This is a genomic window from uncultured Pelagimonas sp. (genome assembly GCF_947498515.1).
In the GTDB taxonomy this organism is placed as follows: Bacteria; Pseudomonadota; Alphaproteobacteria; order Rhodobacterales; family Rhodobacteraceae; genus Pelagimonas.
This window is the reverse complement of the sequence record NZ_CANMKO010000001.1, coordinates 299,327-316,364: the sequence shown is the minus strand read 5'-3', so window position 1 is coordinate 316,364 and position 17,038 is coordinate 299,327. Positions and strand designations below refer to the sequence as shown.

At 58.2% G+C, this 17,038-nt stretch carries 16 protein-coding genes; 6 read left to right on the top strand and 10 right to left on the bottom strand.

What is annotated here, in order from left to right; translation table 11 throughout:
• The first annotated feature begins 32 nt into the window (after positions 1-32).
• Positions 33-695 (top strand): tRNA (5-methylaminomethyl-2-thiouridine)(34)-methyltransferase MnmD, encoded by a 663-nt coding sequence (gene mnmD, locus Q1A43_RS01660; protein ID WP_299931933.1) that lies wholly within the window; start codon positions 33-35, stop codon positions 693-695.
• A gap of 12 nt (positions 696-707) precedes the next feature.
• The gene (locus Q1A43_RS01655) at positions 708-1,574 is read left to right on the top strand and encodes a DMT family transporter (protein WP_299931931.1); all 867 of its coding nucleotides are present in this window, start codon (positions 708-710) and stop codon (positions 1,572-1,574) included.
• Here Q1A43_RS01655 and Q1A43_RS01650 read toward each other — a convergent pair.
• The gene (locus Q1A43_RS01650; RefSeq protein ID WP_299931929.1) at positions 1,548-3,512 is read right to left on the bottom strand and encodes a lytic transglycosylase domain-containing protein; all 1,965 of its coding nucleotides are present in this window, start codon (positions 3,510-3,512) and stop codon (positions 1,548-1,550) included. The two genes, Q1A43_RS01655 and Q1A43_RS01650, sit on opposite strands and share 27 nt — an antisense overlap.
• 140 nt (positions 3,513-3,652) lie before the next feature.
• Between Q1A43_RS01650 and dapA the strand changes: the two genes are divergently transcribed.
• Positions 3,653-4,525, top strand: coding sequence for a 4-hydroxy-tetrahydrodipicolinate synthase (dapA, locus tag Q1A43_RS01645; protein WP_299921200.1), 873 nt, complete (start codon positions 3,653-3,655; stop codon positions 4,523-4,525).
• A 73-nt stretch (positions 4,526-4,598) separates the two neighbouring features.
• On the opposite strand, the gene Q1A43_RS01640 is transcribed toward dapA, so the two are convergent.
• From Q1A43_RS01640 to Q1A43_RS01605, 8 genes are all read right to left on the bottom strand, one after another.
• Positions 4,599-5,897: a pitrilysin family protein gene (locus tag Q1A43_RS01640; protein WP_299931927.1), complete on the bottom strand. Its 1,299-nt coding sequence runs from the start codon at positions 5,895-5,897 to the stop codon at positions 4,599-4,601.
• Positions 5,894-7,219, bottom strand: a complete 1,326-nt coding sequence (locus tag Q1A43_RS01635) for a pitrilysin family protein (RefSeq protein ID WP_299932527.1) — start codon at positions 7,217-7,219, stop codon at positions 5,894-5,896. Before Q1A43_RS01635 ends, Q1A43_RS01640 begins: the two co-directional genes overlap by 4 nt.
• 149 nt (positions 7,220-7,368) lie before the next feature.
• Positions 7,369-7,890: a DUF3035 domain-containing protein gene (locus tag Q1A43_RS01630; protein WP_299921204.1), complete on the bottom strand. Its 522-nt coding sequence runs from the start codon at positions 7,888-7,890 to the stop codon at positions 7,369-7,371.
• Positions 7,891-7,944: 54 nt separating this feature from the next.
• Entirely contained in the window at positions 7,945-8,451 is a 507-nt protein-coding gene (lspA, locus tag Q1A43_RS01625; RefSeq protein WP_299931925.1) for a signal peptidase II, read from the bottom strand.
• A gap of 199 nt (positions 8,452-8,650) precedes the next feature.
• Positions 8,651-9,817, bottom strand: a complete 1,167-nt coding sequence (locus Q1A43_RS01620) for a serine hydrolase (RefSeq protein ID WP_299931923.1) — start codon at positions 9,815-9,817, stop codon at positions 8,651-8,653.
• A gap of 19 nt (positions 9,818-9,836) precedes the next feature.
• A complete protein-coding gene (gene purH, locus Q1A43_RS01615; protein WP_299931921.1) occupies positions 9,837-11,423 on the bottom strand; it encodes a bifunctional phosphoribosylaminoimidazolecarboxamide formyltransferase/IMP cyclohydrolase in 1,587 nt (528 codons plus the stop codon).
• Between the two features lie 20 nt (positions 11,424-11,443).
• Positions 11,444-13,189 carry a heparinase II/III family protein gene (locus Q1A43_RS01610; RefSeq protein WP_299921212.1) on the bottom strand — a complete coding sequence of 582 codons (1,746 nt, stop codon included), beginning with the start codon at positions 13,187-13,189 and terminating at the stop codon, positions 11,444-11,446.
• Between the two features lie 121 nt (positions 13,190-13,310).
• Positions 13,311-14,567 (bottom strand): transcription antitermination factor NusB, encoded by a 1,257-nt coding sequence (locus Q1A43_RS01605; RefSeq protein ID WP_299931919.1) that lies wholly within the window; start codon positions 14,565-14,567, stop codon positions 13,311-13,313.
• 88 nt (positions 14,568-14,655) lie between these two features.
• Between Q1A43_RS01605 and Q1A43_RS01600 the strand changes: the two genes are divergently transcribed.
• Positions 14,656-14,838, top strand: a complete 183-nt coding sequence (locus Q1A43_RS01600; RefSeq protein WP_299932524.1) for a DUF1674 domain-containing protein — start codon at positions 14,656-14,658, stop codon at positions 14,836-14,838.
• 118 nt (positions 14,839-14,956) lie between these two features.
• On the opposite strand, the gene dapB is transcribed toward Q1A43_RS01600, so the two are convergent.
• Entirely contained in the window at positions 14,957-15,772 is an 816-nt protein-coding gene (dapB, locus tag Q1A43_RS01595; RefSeq protein WP_299931917.1) for a 4-hydroxy-tetrahydrodipicolinate reductase, read from the bottom strand.
• An 86-nt stretch (positions 15,773-15,858) separates the two neighbouring features.
• Here dapB and rbfA point away from each other — a divergent pair, with 86 nt between their 5' ends.
• The gene (gene rbfA / locus Q1A43_RS01590) at positions 15,859-16,254 is read left to right on the top strand and encodes a 30S ribosome-binding factor RbfA (RefSeq protein WP_299921217.1); all 396 of its coding nucleotides are present in this window, start codon (positions 15,859-15,861) and stop codon (positions 16,252-16,254) included.
• Position 16,255: 1 nt separating this feature from the next.
• Positions 16,256-17,008: a phosphodiester glycosidase family protein gene (locus tag Q1A43_RS01585; RefSeq protein ID WP_299931915.1), complete on the top strand. Its 753-nt coding sequence runs from the start codon at positions 16,256-16,258 to the stop codon at positions 17,006-17,008.
• The last annotated feature ends 30 nt before the right edge of the window (positions 17,009-17,038 follow it).

Below are 17,038 nucleotides of genomic sequence, written 5' to 3'. Positions count from 1 at the left end.
TCCATATCCACGCTCTTCTAAGGACAAAGCCCATGGCAGACCACCACAGCCTTGATTGGCGCGGCGAAACGCCCGTGTCCACCCGGTTTGATGACCCGTATTTCTCGCTTGAAAACGGATTGGACGAAACGCGACATGTGTTTTTGCAAGGCAACGGCCTGCCCGATCGCTTTTGCGGTGGGTTTCAAATAGCCGAGTTGGGCTTTGGCACCGGGTTGAACCTTTTGGCGGCGCTTCAGCTTTGGCGCCAAACCGGTATCACGGGCCAGTTGCGCTTTACCACGTTCGAAGCCTTCCCGCTAAGCGCACCGGACATGACCCGCGCACAGGCGGCCTTTGACGATGTGGCCGAGATCGCCAGCGAGCTTGCCCCGCATTGGGGAAAGAACACGTTTGAGATCGCGGATTTGTGGTTTGAAATGGTTGAAGGCGACGCGCGCGAGACACTTCCCCAATGGCAGGGCAAGGCCGATGCGTGGTTTCTTGATGGGTTTTCCCCTGCCAAAAACCCCGAGCTTTGGTCACCCGAATTGATGGCCGAGGTCGGGGCGCATATGGCCCCCGGAGCTAGCGCCGCGACATATACCGCCGCGGGTCATGTGCGACGTGGGCTTGTCGCTGCCGGGCTCGAAGTGACACGGCTTCCGGGGTACGGACGCAAGCGACATATGACACGGGCGATCAAGCCCGCCTAAAGGGGGCCGCCAATGGCACAGCAAAATCAGGCCCTTGGCATCTGGCTGATGATCGCCACCATGTTCATCTTTGCCGTTCAGGACGGCATGTCGCGCCATTTGGCCGAAACCTATAACGTCATGATGGTGGTGATGATCCGGTTCTGGTTTTTCGGGGCCTTTGTCATCGCCTTTTGCTCCCGGCAATCGGGGGGATTGCGCAAAGTGGCGCAAAGCAAGCGCCCCTGGCTTCAGCTATTTCGCAGTGTGCTTTTGGTGTTGGAAATCTGTGTAACGGTCCTGTCTTTTGTCTATCTGGGTTTGGTCGAAAGCCATGCGATTTTCATCTGTTACCCTTTGATCATCGCCGCCCTTTCCGGCCCGGTTTTGGGCGAACATGTCGGATGGCGGCGCTGGGTAGCGATTGGCGTCGGCTTTTTTGGCGTATTGATTGTTTTGCAGCCCTCAGGCGGGGTGTTTTCGCCCTATGCGATCATCCCTTTGGTCGGCGCGTTGATGTTCGCGCTTTATGGTCTTTTGACCCGCTATGTCGCCCGCGATGACAGCGCCATGACCTCGTTCTTTTACACCGGCACCATTGGTGCGCTCACCGCAACGGTGACTGGCTTCGCATTCTGGGAACCGATGAGCACCCCGGATTGGGGATGGATGGTGGCCCTGAGCCTGTTTGGCATCCTTGGGCATTTCATGTTGATCAAATGTTATGAGATCGCCGAGGCCAGCGCTTTGCAGCCCTTTGCCTATTTGCAATTGGCCTTTGCCAGTGCCTTTGGCGTGGTGCTTTTCTCGGAAATTGTCCGCCCGAACGTGGTTCTTGGGGCGACGATCATCATCGGCGCGGGCCTCTTTACCCTATGGCGAGAGCGCCGGCAGGGTTGAACCAATGAGTTCTTTTGAGAATGGCACCGGGTGCGGGTTTTGACCAAGGCGGGCGCGATAAACCGGCAGGCTCTCAGAAACCCGCATAACGTAATTGCGCGTCTCGTCAAAGGGGATGAACTCAATGAAATCAATCACATCAACCTCACCTTTGCGCGGATCACCGTATAGCTCCATCCACCGGATCGGACGCGAGGGACCAGCGTTGTAGCCCGCCGACATCATCACCGCATTGGCCCCAAACCGTTTGGACAGGGTCGCCAAGTAGGTCGAGCCGAGCGTGGCGTTATAGGCGGGATCGCTTAGCAATTTGTCTTTGCTATATTCGAGCCCCAGTTGATCCGAGACCTCTTTGGCGGTGCCGGGCATCAGTTGCATATAACCGCGTGCGCCTGCCCCGGAAATCACACCGGGGTCAAATTCGGATTCGCGCCGCGAAATGGCAAGGACCAGTTCCTTGGGAACCGGGAAAGAGGCTTTGGCGATCTGATCCGGCACCGCATAATAAGGCGCGGCCAGTTCAAACCCGAATTTGGCGGCCCGTTTGCCAAGCATGACTTGGATATGCGGGCGGCGCATGTCGCGCAGCATATGACCGATCTGGCCCATGCCCACCCGGTCTTGGGATTCGGCGAGATGGGTCAGGAAACGTTCCGCCAAGCTGATCTCGCCCGCCGCAAGCAACACCACCCCGGCATTGAAAACCGAGCCTTTGGTGAACTCGGCACTGCGCCAATCGGGAAAAGTTTCGGAGCCATCAAGCTTGCCATCAAAGCCGATGCCGCCGCGTTCCGCCGCCAAAAGCCCATAGAATGACGTCTGATATTGCGCGCCAAGCCCATAGGCCTCTTGGGCGGCGGCCGTATCACCAAGCGCCTCGTGGGCACGACCGATCCAATACCCGGCCCGACCAAGCGAGATCGGGGTCCAGACACCGGCGCGGAAATTGGTGAAATGTTGCAGGGCGAGATCGGGTTTATCAAGGAACCGTAAAGCCAGATAACCGGACAACCATTCCAGATCGGCAAAGGAAGACCCGTCAACAAGATGGTGCGAGGAGGCAATATTATAGGCTTCGGTCACCGCCCCGGCGCGCATGCGTTTGCGGGCCAGATCACGGCGCGCCCGTGCCCAAGCCCACGGTTCGCCCAGTTTTTCGGCGCTTTCGGAGCGATCCAGCAAAAGGTCAATCGCCTCGGCATCGCGGCGTTTGCTCACCCGCCACATAAAGCGTTCAAAGGCCAATCCGGGGTGATTTTGGAGCGCCGCAGGCACTTTTTCGATCAACGTATCAACACCGCCGCCCTTGTTGCGCAGGGCCAGCCGCGCTTCGGCAAGTGCTTGCCACCCCTCGTCAACAAAGGGAACCATCGCCCCGGCATTGCGGCTCCAGCCTTTCCACAAGGCATAGTCGAGTCGGGCCACATGATGATCGGCAAGGACCTCACCCCAGTTTTCCAAAAACGCGCGGCGTTCGTCGCCGGACATGGACAGGGTCCGCCACGCCAAAACGATTTCGGCCTGCGCGGCCCCCTCTTCGCCAAGGTCAAGCCAGGCGCGCGCCAATGACAGCGCGCCAGTGCCGGTTTGCGGCGTGTGCCCGTCGTAAAAACTACGGATATCCTTGTAAGTGGCCGATGACATCGCCGCTTCGGATTTTTCTTTCAGATAGGAGAGGCCCGGCCAATCGCCATTGCGGGCCAGAAAATCCTGAACCTCGACCGCGTCGCCACGCCCGGCACGCAAGGCGTGCCACAAAATGACGTCCAATGCCGCCTGCCCGTCCCCGCGCGCTTCGATTCGCGCGGCGGCCCAATTGCCTTGGCGCATAGCCTCCATCGCGCGGGCCATGGATTGGCCAGCGTCCTGTGCCCACACAGCCGAGCTGGTGGCGAAAAGAAACAGTGTCAGGAAACCTGAGACAAGAACACGCGACATCGGCTTGCATTTTCCGGCTTGAAAAGGAATAGACGCTTACGGAGGAAGATATAGCCAGCTTGCGGGCCTTCAACTGACAATCCTGTTTGGTGGCGGATTTTCTCCTGAACCTGATGATGAACAGACAATAGGAGCGTGAGATGTTCAAGGGATCAATGCCAGCCCTGGTCACGCCGTTGAAAGACGGCGCAGTGGATTTCGACACGCTCAAACGCTTGGTCGATTGGCAAATCGATCAAGGTAGCCACGGTTTGGTGCCGGTCGGAACAACGGGCGAAAGCCCCACCCTGACCCACGAAGAACACGAAGCTGTGATCGAAACAGTGGTTGCCCAAGCCGCCGGCCGCGTGCCGGTGATCGCCGGAGCCGGGTCAAACAACACCGCCGAGACGATCCGATTCGTCCAACATGCCGCCAAAGTGGGTGCGCAGGGCGCGTTGATCGTGACGCCGTATTACAACAAACCGACCCAAGCCGGTCTGATTGCGCATTTCAAAGCCGCCCATGACAGCGCCGATTTGCCGATTGTGATCTACAATATTCCGGGTCGTTCGGTTGTTGATATGTCGCCTGAAACCATGGGTGAGCTGGCCAAGCTGAAAAACATCGTCGGCGTCAAAGATGCCACCGGTGATTTGGCGCGGGTTTGCCAGCAGCGGATCACATGCGGCACCGATTTCGCACAGATTTCCGGCGAAGATGCCACGGCCCATGGGTTCAATGCCCAAGGTGGCGTCGGCTGTATTTCGGTGACGGCCAATGCGGCCCCGGCGTTGCTGGCGCAAATGCAAGAGGCCTGTTTGGCGGGTGATTACGCCAAGGCGCTTGAGATTCAAGACAAAGTGATGCCGCTGCATCAGGCTATCTTTGCCGAACCGGGTCTGTGTGGTGCGAAATACGCCATGTCGAAACTGGGTCTATGCAGTGAAGAAGTGCGCCTGCCGCTGCTTCCGGTTTCGGATGCAACGCGCGCCCGGATTGATGCCGCTTTGGCCCATGCCGGTCTTGTCTAAAGAATAGATCGCCAGAATATAGAAAGGGCGGGGTTTAACGACCCCGCCCTTTTTCTTTGCGCCGTTGGATGGATCAAAGCCCCTCGGGCTGACCGACAACAACAAAATGCAAGGCGTCGGGGTGCAACAGCTCGGCCGCGACCCGTTTCACATCGTCGAGCGTGACGGCCTCGATCTGATCATTTCGGGTGGTGATGTAATCGGGGGTTAACCCCTCCATCTGCATGCCAACCAAAATCCGTGCGATTGGGCCATTGCCATCAAAACGGAGCGGATAGGACCCGGTCAGATAGGTTTTGGCGCGGGCGAGTTCTTCTTCGGTAACCCCATTTGCCGCCATTTTGGCCCACTCATCTGAAATAACCGACACCGCTTCGGCGATGCGATCATTGGCCGAAGCCACACGCCCTAGGTAAAGCTCGGCGTGTTCTTTGGGGACAAGATAAGAGTAGACGCCATAGGTCAGGCCACGCTTTTCGCGCACTTCTTGCATTAGACGCGCCTCAAACCCGCCACCACCAAGGATGACGTTCAACACATAGGCGGTAAAGAAATCCGGGTCGTGGCGTTTCATCCCCTTGTGGCCAAAAATCGCCACGGATTGCGGGGTATCAAAAGGGATCACGGTGACACCGGCCTTGGTCTGAACATCGACATCCGCAGGCTGTGGTGCGCCGGTGGCGGGAAGGTCAGACAAAAGCGTATCCATCAACGCGCCCAATTCGTCGGCGGAAATATCACCCGCCGCAGCCACATAGACCCGATCCCGCGTCAGGATAGATTGATGCGCCGCCATGAGATCATCACGGGTCAGCGCCGCGACGCTGTCTTCGGTGCCATTGTAATCAGAGCCATAGGGATGATCGCCAAACACCATCTTGTCCCAGCTGACATTGGCGATGCTGTCGGGGTCTTTGATGTCGGATTGGATACCCGCAATCACTTGGCGGCGAACCCGGTCAATGGCGTCTTGATCAAACCGCGGGGCCAGCAGCGATTGTTTGAGCAAATCGACCGCTTCGTCGCGGGTTTCGGTCAGGAACTTGGCGGAAATGCGCACGGCATCATCGCCGATATCATAGCTAAATTGCGCCGCAATGCTTTCACCGGCTTGGGCAAAGGCATGGGCATCCATGTCGGCCGCCCCTTCTTCCAAGAGGGCCACCATCAAATTGGCAGCACCGCGTTTGCCCGCCGCATCAAGCGATGCGCCGCCCTTGAAACGCAATTCAAGCGCCACAAAGGGGATCGACGGTTCTTCGACCAACCACGCTTTGAAACCACCGGGGCTTTCGACTTCTTGGATGTCGGTACTGGCCTGCGCAATCGCGGCAGTGAACATCAGGCCCATGGCCAAAATCAAACGCTTCATTGCGCTGCCTCCTGTGCGGGTTCGTTGGTCAGATAGCCGGTCACCGAATGTTTGAGGTCAAACACCTCTTGCGCGGCGGCAATCACATCTTCGGCGGTGACAGCTTGCAAAATCTCGGGCCAATCCTGCACATCCTGTACCGTTAATCCCGAGGTCAGCGCCGCGCCATATCGACGGGCCAATCCATTGGCGTCATCGCGTGAATAGATGGATTGGGCCTTGAGCTGGAACTTGATGCGCTCCAGTTGCTCTGGGTCGACGCCCTCTTTGAGGAATTCGGCAACCGCAGCATCCAAAGCCGCCTCACCGTCTTCGAGGCTGACGCCGCGAGCAGGCACAATGATGAGGCCAAAGGTGCTATCGTCATAGGACACGCCGCTATAAAACGCGCTGCTATAGACGGCTTTTTGGGTTTCGAACTGCAACTTGCGGGTTAGAACGCTTGTCTGGCCACCGGCCAACAGTTCAGCCAGAATGGTCAGCGCGGCGGCTTTTTCCTGAGCACCACTATCTCGCTCCGGGGCCAGATAGGACCGCATTACATAGGGTTGCGCCACGCGCGGATCGCGGAAAGTCATGCGACGGGCCGCCAAATGACGCGGCTCGGAGGGGCGCACACGGTCACTCAATTCGGGATTGGCGGGCAACGGGCCATAGTGCTCCTTGGCCAGCTCCAAAACCTCTTCTGGTTCCACATCTCCGGCCACAATCAGGATGGTGTTGTTGGGGGCGTAAAAGCGTGTGTAGAAGTTGAGAGCCGCCTCGCGGTCGAGTTGCTCCATCTCATGACGCCAGCCAATAATCGGGGTGCCATAGGGGTGGTTGAGATACAGGGCCGCGCGCCGCTGTTCGCGGAACAACGATCCGGGGTCATTTTCGACGCGTTGGTTACGCTCTTCGATGATGACTTCACGTTCGGTGGCGATGTTCTCTTCGGTCAGGCGGATGTTCATCATGCGATCCGCCTCCATTTCCATCATCAACGGCAAACGATCCGCCGCCACACGTTGGAAATAGCCGGTGTAATCAAAGCTGGTAAAGGCATTGTCACTACCGCCATTGGCGGCGACGATCTTGGAAAACTCGCCTGATTCAAGCTTGTCGGTGGCCTTGAACAACAGGTGTTCCAGAAAATGCGCCACGCCCGAACTTCCGCGCGGTTCATCCGCCGACCCCGCCTTGTACCAGAGCATATGAACCACAGCCGAGCTCCGGTGATCTTCGATCACCACAACATCCATGCCGTTCTCAAGCGAATAGGTTGTGACCTGATCCTGATTGGCATCTTGATCGGCCAAGGCCAAACGCGGCACCAAGGCCATGGCACATATTGCCAGAGTGGAAAGGAAAGGCAGTCTCGGCATGGGGGCTCCTCTTTCTGATTGTGTCAGAAGGAACCTACGCTACCATTGGTTAACTTCAACCTGTCATGACGGGTCTGTGACCTGTGACGCCAATTTTTAGCCCAAAATCAACCGGGAGGCGGCGCCGCAGGCGTTTGTGCCCCGGCTTTGCGGTAACGGAACAACCAGCTGTAAGGATCCAAAGATTGCCGTTTATACGCCCGGTTGTAATTGTCTTCGGGGACAATTGACCACGTAAACAAGGATTTGCGCTTGCGATGTTCCAAATCCTCTGACGCCAAAGTTTGACGCACGTTGCCATCGCGACCATAGCGGCTTGCCCGCGAAATGATCGCGGTATCCGAAGAGGGCACCCCGCCACTGGCATCCAGTCGAGCCGGGTTTCCGCCAAGCGCGGCCACTGCATCGGCTTTGGGGTTTTGATCGGTTCGGTTGCCAGCGCCCGGAGTCGGTGTTGGCAACTCGGAATAGTTTTCCGGTTGAACCAAAGGCTTGACCGGCGCGATCGAGAATTCCTCGGGCTGACCATTATAGGACTTGAGGTTGTGAAGGGTAATGTCCCGTCCACCACTAGAACAGGCCGTCAGACCTGCCAAAGCTACCAATGCCACAAGATGCGTGGTCCGCATCGCCACCCTCCGGTTTTCAATCTGAAACAGCTTTAGCGCATCCCGCGACCAACGTCACGTGGCCTTTTTGCCCCCTGGGAACAGAACCAAACCCAATGCCCCGGCAAAAATCGCCACATCCGCGACGTTGAAGGCAAATGGGTTATCAATTCCGCAGCAAGACATGTTCAAAAAGTCCGCAACAGCGCCATAAGCGATCCGATCAATCACATTTCCAAGCGCGCCACCGATCAACATACCGGCGGAAATCAGCCCATATCGCCCCGGCGGATCGCGTCGCATCCAGACCAGAACAAACATGATGATGCCAATTGCGACAGAAATCAGAATCCAGCGCGTCGCTGGGGCTTCGCCCGCCAGAAGGCCAAAATTGATGCCGTAGTTCCACGCCATGCGGAAATTCAACAATGGGGGCCAGACCTCAATATTCAGCCGAGTGGCCAAATCCATGACATGAACCACCCAGATTTTGGTCAGTTGGTCGATAACAAAAACAATGCCGGCCACGGTCCAAACCAACCGAAGCATCCCGCTCTGACGCTGTTGTTCCACGCGTTCCATGTTCTTTTGCTGCCCCTTATTTCGGCTTTCGGTTTATCAGCCTTGGCATCTAGAGTGGATCACAAAATGAGCCACCCTATACCTTTGCGCCCAACGATACCGGCTTTGCAAACCGATTTGCGTCGCATTAACCCAAGCGCAATAGAACGCAAAGCGCCCAACGCGGGGAAAAATGCCAAGAGCTCTCCCCCAGAAGTTTTTAGAGCTCACGTCTCAAGAGGTTGAGCAAGGCGCGATATGCCGAAAAAGCAGCCTTTTCATCAAGGGCAACAGCCTTATTCACCGTCACAGCGGCGCATATTTTTTGACCATGGGCGTCTTGGACAACCGTTGTCATGTTGAGAACACCCGTTTCCGAACCGCCCTTGTAGGCGATTTGGTGCCAATCTTTGGCTGACGCAGGGCCGGAATTGATGCGATAGGGCGGCAATTCGGCGGTGTCGATCAACAAGGCACAGAGCCGATCCAAGCCGACATACCATTCCAACCCCGGCTGATAAGCTGGCAAGCTGGCGGATTTCTCAAGTGTATGCGCCGCTCGTGCTGCGATTTCGGCACGATTGGAGGGCTGATCCAAATAGGTTTGGCGCGCGTCATTATCGAACTTTAGGGCAAAGAACTCGCGCGTGCTTGGCACAAAACCCATTCCCAACGCCGCCGCAACCCGCGGACGGCCCACTAAATGAAGAAGGTGATCCGTGGCGGTATTGTCGCTAATCGAGATCATCAGGGACGCCAAGGTTTGTACGGTGATCGGCGCGGCATCGGGGAAATCCTGCAACATACCGCTTGGGAGGGATTTCAACGTGTTATCAAGGGGGATCACATCGTCCCAGCGCAGCAGACCCTTGGCAATATCCTCGCTCAGAACCTTGAGAACTGCGATTTTGAAGGCGGAACCGACAGCAAGCGGTTGATCGGCGCGGTGATCGGCCAGAACCTCGCTGTTTTTCAGCACAAGCCATGCGACATCGGAGCCGAGATTATCAAAGCCTTGCAACGCCTCTTCAAGGGTGGCGACCCGCGGCATAGACCCAAGAATGCGAAGGCCTTCGATCCGCCCCATGCCATCCAAGCCAATCAAACCGGTCACAATATGAGAGGCGGTTTCAATCTCAAACCGATCCCCATCCAAATGAACATGGGTCAGCGGCCCAATATCAGCGCGCATCTCGCGGCTGATGTCTTGGATTTGGGTCAAGGGGATGGCGTCAAGAAAGGCAGACGTGAACATCTCGGACCGAGGGCCGGTTTCGAGCAGCTCATGTAACAAGGCCTCAGCCCTAGGAGGGGTCGCGGGATCGGCCCGCAGGGATGCGGGCCAGATCAGGATCAAAAGGGCAAGGACAAGTTTCAAAGAATTCATAACCTTGCCCCCTTTGGCTTTAGTGGCGGAAATGGCGCATTCCGGTGAAGACCATCGCAAGGCCCGCCTCGTCGGCGGCGGCGATGACTTCGTTGTCGCGCATCGAGCCACCCGGCTGGATCACACAAGTCGCCCCGGCGGCGGCGGCTTCCATCAATCCGTCTGGGAAGGGGAAGAATGCATCCGATGCCACAGCCGAGCCTTTGGTCAACGGCTCAGGCAGGCCAAGGGCTTCGGCCATACGCTCGGCCTTTTTGGCGGCGATCAAGGCGCTGTCGACGCGGCTCATCTGACCGGCTCCAACACCGACGGTGGCCCCGTCTTTGACATAGACAATCGCGTTGGATTTCACGTGCTTGGCGACTTTCCAAGCGAACAGAAGGTCTTGCATCTGCTCATCCGTCGGCGCGATCTTGGTCACAACCTTGAGATCGTCCAAACCGATAAAGCCAACATCCTTGTCCTGCATGAGAAAGCCACCCGCAACTTGGCGCAGGGTTTGGCCACCGGCGCGCACATCCGGCAGGCCGCCAGTTGTCAGCAAACGCAGGTTTTTCTTGGCGGCAAAGACCTCTTTGGCCTCATCCGTGGCATCTGGGGCGATGACCACTTCGGTAAAGATGCCGGTAATTTCGCGGGCGGTGTCGGCGTCAAGCGTTTGGTTCAACGCCACAATCCCGCCAAAGGCCGAGGTGCTGTCGCAGTTGAACGCCGCCTTATAGGCCTCGGTCAATGTTGCGCCGCGCGCCACGCCACAGGGGTTTGCGTGTTTGATGATCGCACAGGCGGCGGTGTCAGCCGGATCAAATTCCGCCACCAATTCAAACGCCGCGTCGGTGTCGTTGATGTTGTTATAAGACAGCTCTTTGCCCTGATGCTGCGCCGCAGTGGCGACGCCGGGGCGATTGGTGCCATCGGTATAAAACGCGGCCTTTTGGTGCGGGTTCTCACCATAGCGCAATGTCTGGGCCAAGGTCCCAGCTTTGGCACGGCGATACGGCGCTTCCAGATCAATGGCATCGGCCATCCAGTTGCTGACTGCGGCATCATAGGCGGCGGTCCGGGCATAGGCCTTTTGCGACAGCTTGCGGCGGAACTTCGGGCAGGTCGCGCCGCCGTGCTGATCCATATCGCCAAGCAGCTTGTCATAGTCTTCGACATCAACAACCACCGACACAAAGGCGTGGTTTTTCGAGGCCGCGCGGATCATCGCCGGGCCACCGATGTCAATGTTTTCAATGCACTCGTCCCATTCCGCGCCTTTGGCGACGGTCTCTTCGAACGGGTAGAGATTGACAACCAAAAGGTCGATCGCGCCAATGCCATGTTCCTCCATCGCGGCAACATGGGTGTCGTTGTCACGCAGGGCCAGCAAACCGCCATGCACCATCGGATGCAGGGTTTTCACCCGGCCATCCATCATTTCGGGAAAGCCGGTGATGTCGGCCACGTCTTTGACGGCAACACCCGCGTCACGCATCGCTTTGGCAGAGCCGCCGGTCGACAAAATCTCGACCCCGCGCGCATCCAAGGCTTTGGCCAGGTCGATAAGACCGGTCTTGTCAGATACAGAAATCAGCGCGCGGCGGATGGGTTGATCGGTCATTCAGGCGGTCCCCAGAGCTATTATGTCTCGATGTCCGCCTCATCAATGGCAAGGTCGCGAAGGGCAACGGCAGTTTCCTGCGCCTTGGCAAAAGACCAGCGGACGCGCGTCGCATACTCCATTGCGCGGCCGGATAAAACGATCTGTTTCGTCGCGCGCGGCTGTAAGCGACCTTTTTCAAGGTAAACCGACGGTTCCAATTCAAGATCATAGTCGCCTTCGGGGCGAAAAACCCATATTTCACCGGACCTTAGCGCCATAGACACCGCTTGACCGTTCAAATCGAGGGCCACGTCGACCTCGGGGTGCAAATGGAATCTAACATCAAAGGGAATACCGGCAAGGCGCGATTGGTCCATGGATTTGTCGAACCGCTTCTTGGAGGGCGAATCAAGCGCCACAAGGTAATCTTCGCCCTTGAGCGTTCGCCCGTCTAAAGTCAGCTCAAGACTGCGGGCGTGGGTAAGCCCGTGAATAGCCACATAACCATCCATGCCGCCCTCAAACCGATAGCTTTCCGGCAGGTGGGTCATTTGGACCGGCACATGGTTTGGCAAGTCTTCGAGCAACTCACGCTTGGCCGCCCCAATCCAACGCGGAGCCGCCAAACGGGCGCTGGAGTATCCCTGCAACGACAGGGTGGAATGCGAGAGCGTTGCGCGCCCGGCGCGCCGCCAATCTTCACCAAATCCCCCACCAGAGCCACAGCTGACGATCATCGGCCGACGCCCGGAAGTTAGCTCAAACGCGAGGGTTGAGGCATGACCATGCGCCGAGGCGCTTCCCGATGGCGGTGGCGCGGCGTCGATGATCACCGAGGTGCGCCCGCCAGACAGGCGCGCAAACCCCATCGCCAAACCTTCAGCTTGGCGTTTCTTATTGCCAGACGCGGCCAAGGCCTGATCCAGACGGCCTTCAAGCCCCCTGCCCCCACCGTGAAACCGGGCCAAACCTCCATCGGCATGGCGTAGGGTGCGCAGGGTTGGGGCAATTTGGGCGATAGCCTCAAGATGGGCTTGAGCCGGATGTTTGCCCGCCTCATCAAGCGCCAATTGCGCCCAGGTCAACAGGGTGAAAACCTCAAGCAATTCCTCGGGGTTGCGGGTTGGGATGCCGCCCTGGTCATCAATTTGACGGGTGCATTCTTCGCCCAGCGCCACCCGTGCCGGTTCGACATGATGCTCCATCCCCTCAAGCGACAGACCCGCGTACAAAAGCCCGGTCAGCGCCTCAAATCGCGGCAAACCGGGGGTGGCAGTGTGCCAACGACGCCCCAAAAACCGCGCTTGTACGGCCAAGGCGTGAAAATAGCTTTCGGAATCAACGGATTTGCCGCGCAGCAAGAACAAGGCGTGATGCACCCAACGGATCAACCGCCGCCCGGTGAGTTCCGGGGTCCAGCCCGGCCCCTGCCCGGTGCCATAATGTTCGATCCAGCCCCAAAGCCAAGATTGCGCCAGTTCCCGCGCCTTAAGGTCACCAACCGCGGCCAAATCATCAAGCCAGGCAAAGCCCTGAATTTCATCGGAAAACGCATGATCGGGCGGTGTTATATCCCAAATCATCTGATCCTTGGCCTCGATCAGATGCCCCGCAAACATCAAATTTCCGGCCATCATCTGGCGGCCACGGGCGAAAAAGCCAACGGTTCTAGGTTCGGGGTTGGACACAAAGGCGGTCGCCGCACGCGTTCGACCGGCCATGCGCGCATGCACACGGTTCATCACGCGCGCCCGCGCGGTTCGCCAACTTTGCCGTTTGGCCATCTGCACTGCCTCTCGTCACCCTATATTAGGGCCACCCGTTTTCGGGCCATTCTTTGAGAGGCAGCATATCGCAGCCTATTGGCAAAGTCATCAGCGCAATGACATTGCCGTTGCGGGCAGATCAGCCCTTTTGCAAAAGCGCCATGTAAAACCCGTCGAGACCGCCAATTTCCGGCCAGAAATCGGGACGAAGGCGCAAACCGCCCTCTTCCGAGAGCCAGCTCTCGTCGATCCCTTCAATCTCAGGTTTCAGAACGCTCATATCGTCGTGGCGGCTTAGCGCCTCTTCGATCTGGCACTCGCCCTCGTCCGGGATCAGGCTACAGGTGGCAAAAACCAGCCGACCGCCGGGTTTCAGCAAGGACCAAGCGTGATCAAGCATCGCTTCTTGCAGGCCAATCAGTTCAGCGATTCGCTCTCCGACATGGGAGTGCGGCAAATCGGGGTGGCGGCGAATGGTGCCGGTCGCCGAACAGGGCGCATCGAGCAAAATCGCGTCATAGCTGCCTTCGTGTTCTAGCGCGTCGCCGGGCACCATATCGGCACTCAGATCGGTGCGTTTGAGGTTCTCGCGCACCCGTTTCAAACGCTGGGCCGAGAGGTCAAGCGCGGTGACATCCGCCCCGGCAGCGGCCAGTTGCATGGTTTTCCCACCCGGCGCGGCGCACATATCCAACACGCTTTTACCCGCTACATCACCCAGAAGTTTCGCCGGAAGCGCTGCGGCGGCATCCTGCACCCACCAATCGCCGGTCTCGTATCCGGGTAGCGCCGAAACCTGCCCAACCTCATGCAAACGCACCGATCCGGTGGGCAACAATGTGCCATCCACTTGTTTGGCGAGCGCCTCGGCATCGCCTTTGGCGGTCAAATCCAACGGGGCCCCTTTGAAATGCGCGGCCTCCATCGCGGTAACGGTTTCGCTTCCCCAGGCTTCAACCAATGGCCCACGAAGCCATTTTGGCAGGCGCGGCACCCGCAATTTATTCCAAGCCTCTTCGCCATCCACGGTCATTTTGCGCAAGACCGCATTGACCAATCCCTTGGCCCCTTGGGTGTGCTGGCCGACGGCGGCGACGTTGACACAATCGCTCACCACACCATGGGCCGCGCCACCGTGACATAGCTCATAGGTGCCAAGGCGCAGGATGTTCATCACGCGGGTTGTTGGTTTCTTGCGCAGATGGTGTTGCAGCAAACGATCCGCCCGCTCCATCCCGCGCATGACCTCGGTGGCCAAACGTTGCGCGGCGGCGCGATCGGCCGGGCTCAGCCCTTCCATAATCGCGATATTTTCGGACAACGGCCGCCCGTCGTCCAAAACCTGATCCAAAAGATCGACGGCGGCTTTGCGGGCTGGGCTGGGCTGTTGCGGCATGGGCATTCCTAAGTGGCTGCGCGGCAGGGTCACCTTGCCCCTGCGCTGGAGCGCCGTATATCAAGGCCACAAAGCCGAGGAAAGCACCATGTCCGATACGCCCAATGATCTCCCGCCCGCCGCGCAACGCGCACTTGCCGAAGCCGCCGAGCGCCGCACCGAACAAGAGGCCAAAGAAAAAGCCGCCCCCAAGGAATTGGGGGGCCGCGATGGGCTTGACCCGGCCCGTTATGGCGATTGGGAGAAAAAGGGCATTGCGATAGATTTTTGAGCGATCGACTTTTGAGTGATCGACTTTTGATCGCAAATCCACCCACAGCTCCTGCGCTCTGAACGAAGCGCAGGGGTGGGCGGGTGGGCAGCGCTTCTTTCGGAGCGCAGGAGCGGTCTCAGCCCTTGAGGCCAAGCACATCCAGCATATCATATTCGCCCGGCGCTTTGTCTTGCCCCCAAAGCGCGGCCTTTAGCGCCCCCCGCGCAAAAAGCGAACGATCCGATGCCATGTGTTTCAAAGTGATGCGTTCGCCACCAGTGGCAAAAATCACTTCATGTTCGCCAATCACGTCGCCGCCACGAATGGCGTGAAACCCAATATCGCCCTGTTTGCGCGCCCCGGTTATACCATCGCGCCCACGGTCCGACACCTCATCAAGATCAACACCGCGCCCTTCGGCCGCCGCCTCGCCCAGCATCAAGGCCGTGCCAGAGGGCGCATCAACCTTGCGATTGTGATGAGCTTCGACAATTTCAATATCCCAATCAACATCCAAGGCCGCAGCGACCTGCTTGGTCACTTGCGTCAATAGATTGACCCCAAGGCTCATATTGCCGGCGCGCACAATCACCGCATGACGCCCGGCCACATGGATCTTTTTCAGATCATCCTCTGACAATCCGGTGGTGCCAATCACATGCACCGCACGGGCCTGTGCCGCCAATGCTGCAAATTCAACCGTCGCCGCAGGTGCGGTAAAATCAATCACCGCCTGCGCTTTGGCAAAGGTGTCTAGCGCATCATCGCTTACCGCGATGCCCAATTCCGCACCGCCCATCGCCGTGCCAAGGTCACGACCAACCCAGTCATGCCCCTTGCGCTCAAGCGCGCCTGCCAGCCGCAATTTGTCATGCGCCAGAATTTCACGCACCAACATCTGGCCCATCCGGCCAGATACGCCTGTCACCACTACGCCCGGGGCTTGCGTCATCGTATTTTCTCCATTCGCTGTTATTCGCCTGCATACCTGCCTTGGCCCGCTTGGCAAAGGGGGCCGATGGGCTTAAGTCTGACCACATGGCAAAAAACAGATCCAAAGAACAAACCGGCCCCCGTCAACGCCAACTGCGCGTTGCGGAACTGATCCGGCGTAAACTCTCCGAAACCCTGCTGCGCGGGGAAATCCATGATCCCGACCTCAACAGGCTCAACCTGACCGTTGGGGATGTCCGCGTGTCTCCTGACCTGCGTGTTGCAACGGTTTACGTAGTCCCGCTTGGCGGCAAAGGTGGCGATGAGATGAACGCCATCCTACGCCGCAACAAAGGCGAGCTGCGTCGCGCCGTCACCCATGGCCTTAGTTTGAAATTCGCGCCCGAGCTGCGCTTTCGTCTCGACGATACCTTTGATCAGATGGATGAAACCCGGCGTCTGTTCGAAAACGAAGACGTCCGCCGCGATCTGGATAAATAACATGGTCGCCTTGCGTTCCTTCCTTGCGGGCCTTGCGCTTGCCCTAACCTCCGCCACGTCGGCGGCGGCGGTGGAGTGCGAACGCATGGAGCATCAGGGCAACCGCTACACGGTGTGCTCCGTGTCACCCGACACCGAATCCTTGCGGCTGTTTTTGAACGACAATGACGGCAACCCGCTTGGGTCGTTTGAAAACGTCCAACTCAAGCTGCGCGGGCTGGGGCGGCAATTGGTCTTTGCGATGAACGCGGGCATGTATCACGAAGATCGCAGCCCGGTTGGCCACTACCTTGAAAACGGCGACCAAGAGATGCGGGTTTTGTCCGGGGCAAGTCCGGGCAACTTTGGTCTCTTGCCGAATGGAATTTTGTGCCTGCGTTCGGGGCGCGCCGATGTGATCGAAACCCGCGCCTATCTTGCCCGCAAACCGGGCTGCCAACATGCCACGCAATCGGGGCCGATGTTGGTCATTGACGGCGAGATGCATCCAAGGTTTTTGAAAACCAGCACCTCGCGCTATATCCGCAACGGGGTTGGCACGTCGGACAAGGGCACACGCGCGGTTTTTGTCATTTCGGACAATGCCGTCACTTTTTACGAATTCGCAGAGCTTTTCCGCGACAAACTCAAAACACCCAATGCGCTGTTTCTGGATGGCAATGTCTCGCGCCTCTATGCGCCCCAGCTTGGCCGGTCCGATACCGGGCGACGGATGGGGCCGATTGTCGGCGTGTCGGTACCCGCCACCAATTAACAAACAGCCCCTTTTTGAACGAGGATCACC